We start from the raw sequence: 2664 nt of genomic DNA, 5'->3' as shown, positions 1-2664 counted from the left end.
ATTACGCGACGAATTTGCGCTTTTGTGCTCTCTTGTAAAGGCACCACAGGAATACGGCACGCTTCACTCGCCAGGCCCAGTAATGACAACGCATACTTAGGGCCAGCCGGATTAGGCTCAATAAACATCGCCTGATGCAAAGGTAATAATTTATCTTGTAATACGCGCGCTTCTTCCCACTTTCCCGCAAGCGTCAGCTCTTGCAGCTGTGCACACAGGCGTGGCGCTACGTTGGCAGTAACCGAAATACAGCCCTGTCCACCCCCTATGTTATAAGCGACAGCTGTGCCATCTTCACCCGACAACCAAGCAAATGGCTTATTGATAAGCTGGCGCTCAGACCAAGGGCGCAGCAAATCGCCGGTCGCATCTTTCACCCCAACAATACGTGGCAGCTCGGCCATGCGTGCTAGAGTTTCTGGCTGAATATCGACCACTGCACGAGGTGGAATATTATAAATAATGATGGGCAGTTCAGTCGCATCGTGCAACATTTTAAAATGCGCAAATAAGCCATCTTGGTTAGGGCGATTATAATAACCCGCCACATGCAAGGTGGCATCGGCACCCACACGCTGGGCACAGTTGCTATATTCAATCGCCTCTACTGGGTTATTAGAGCCAGCACCGGCAATCACAGGCACGCGACCTGCTGCTTGCTCGGCCACAATCTCAATTACACGGCAGTGTTCATCGTGACTTAAGGTGGGGCTTTCACCTGTAGTTCCAACAGGAACCAAGCCATGAGTTCCCTCGGCAATGTGCCAATCAACTAAGCGACGCAATGCCGCCTCGTCAATGCGAGTACCGTCAAAGGGGGTTAAGAGGGCTACGAGTGAACCGCGAAACATGGAAACTCCTTCTCCTGGCTAGAGGATTAAAAATTAAAATAAAAAACCCCGGCTGCTGTTGCATCACCGGGGTTTGAGAACATCTTGTCTTAAAGAAGATCAGGCGTCGGTTACGCAACAAAAGTGGCCGCTGTACGTTTAAGCGGTTTATCTTGTTTACGTTTAATAATTAAAAGCATGACTGTTACCTGTAAAGACATTGTATTGCATCTTTTGCTAATGACCGGCAAATGTCAAGAGGCCAAGAGATATGTATAATGCGTCATCAAATAATTTAGTGTGGAATTCGAGATGTCAAAGGCGTTAACCACGGTTAGTGAAATGCTAGCACGTAATCTAAATGTACTTACTCAGCAGCCATTATTAGTGTGCGGCCTGCTAGAAGATAACCTACCAACCATGTTAGCCGATGCCGGACCTGCACCTCGGGTTTTTACTACAGATTATAGTTATTATCAGTGGCAAAAAGAGCAAGGCATCAAAGACATAGAGTTTGGTATACAACCTAACCCTCAGACAGTTAGCGCCCTGCTATTATTAATGCCAAAAGCTAAAGCTGAAGCTGAATATTTGCTAGCTGCCTGTTTACCCTTACTAGCACAAGGCGCTATGGTCTTTATGGCCGGAGACAATAAAGGCGGGGTAAAGTCTACCCCTAAGTTATTAGCCCCTTATTGCGATCAAGTAGTAAAGCTCGATAGCGCACGACGCGCCAGCTTATATCAAGCACAGCTCACTCGCCCAGCCTCGCCGTTCAGCATCACCCAATGGCAAAAAGGCTACTCGATAGCACAAGAGTCGCTGCAAATATGTACTTTGCCAGGGGTATTTAGTGCCGGACACCTAGACTCAGGTTCACAACTACTGCTTGAAAATCTTGCGCCATTAAGCGGTCGTGTACTCGACTTTGGCTGTGGTGCGGGGGTTATTGGCGCCAGTTTACTCAAGCGCCAACCTGAGCTCACACTTGAGTGTATTGATATTAATGCGTTGGCATTAGAGGCCACTCGGCTTACCTTAGCTCACAATCAGTTGGCTAATCAGGCCAAAGTATATGCCAGCGATGGTTTAAGCCAAGTTACCGGCTCTTTTAATCACATTGTGGCTAACCCGCCTTTTCATGCGGGCTTAAAAACCTTTTATCACACCACAGAAACTCTGCTTAACACCGCTAAAGACTACCTAGTGCCTGGTGGCTCATTAACATTAGTTGCCAATGCCTTTTTACCCTACCCCGAGCTCATTGAAAAAAGCTTTGGCCATTGCGAAACACTAGCAATTAACGGGAAATTTAAGGTTTATCACGCCACACGACGCTAAGTAATAGCCGGGAGCTAGAAATTGGAATCTGATGATTCGGTGCCTTTCTTCCGACTTCAAGCTTATCGCTGGTGCTGGGTATTTAGAGAGCGGTTTCCGTCATCATCATTCCCACCACCACTCCCATACCAGCTAAACCTCCCACGGGGAGCCAATACCAATGTCGACTCACTGTCGGCATTGTTAACACAACAGCAAACAGGGCAAAGCCGGCACTTAACCATAGCGAAAGAGAGCCATTAGGCACCCACCAAAATATAGACAACCAGCCCAAAACTAATATCATCACCATGACAGACATCCTCCCTTTCAATCGTCATGATAATAGTTATCATTAAGCTTTAGGTCAATCATTAAATGTCATACCAATCTAAGTAAAAATGTGATCTGACTTAACGCTGGATACTCGAGGCAATAGAGTCACCTCCCATGAAGCGCCATCCATGGCGCTCGCAAGTCATGTGTTGAAGCCAGAGGGGGCGAGCCTGTCTCG

3 protein-coding genes are annotated in these 2664 nt (G+C 47.4%); 1 reads left to right on the top strand and 2 read right to left on the bottom strand.

The window, feature by feature from the left end:
- The coding region (gene dapA, locus ACTHY5_RS11795; RefSeq protein ID WP_441879953.1) for a 4-hydroxy-tetrahydrodipicolinate synthase at positions 1-851 on the bottom strand (851 nt) is incomplete at its 3' end.
- 291 nt (positions 852-1142) lie between these two features.
- On the opposite strand from dapA, the gene rsmC reads away from it, so the two are divergent.
- Positions 1143-2171, top strand: a complete 1029-nt coding sequence (rsmC, locus tag ACTHY5_RS11790; RefSeq protein WP_441879950.1) for a 16S rRNA (guanine(1207)-N(2))-methyltransferase RsmC — start codon at positions 1143-1145, stop codon at positions 2169-2171.
- Between the two features lie 82 nt (positions 2172-2253).
- Here the strand turns inward: rsmC and ACTHY5_RS11785 are convergent, their stop codons facing one another.
- On the bottom strand, positions 2254-2463 hold the full coding sequence (locus ACTHY5_RS11785) for a hypothetical protein (RefSeq protein ID WP_441879947.1): 210 nt from the start codon (positions 2461-2463) through the stop codon (positions 2254-2256).
- Between the last annotated feature and the right edge of the window lie 201 nt (positions 2464-2664).

Source organism: Oceanisphaera sp. (genome assembly GCF_052084945.1).
Lineage (GTDB): Bacteria > Pseudomonadota > Gammaproteobacteria > Enterobacterales > Aeromonadaceae > Oceanimonas.
The sequence above is the reverse complement of the archived record's forward strand: the minus strand, read 5'-3'. Positions and strand labels throughout refer to the sequence as shown.

Excerpts from the sequence above, each read along its gene's own strand:
- ACTHY5_RS11785 (WP_441879947.1), bottom strand. The coding sequence starts at position 2,463 with ATGGTGATGATATTAGTTTTGGGCTGGTTGTCTATATTTTGGTGGGTG.
- rsmC (WP_441879950.1), top strand. The coding sequence starts at position 1,143 with ATGTCAAAGGCGTTAACCACGGTTAGTGAAATGCTAGCACGTAATCTA.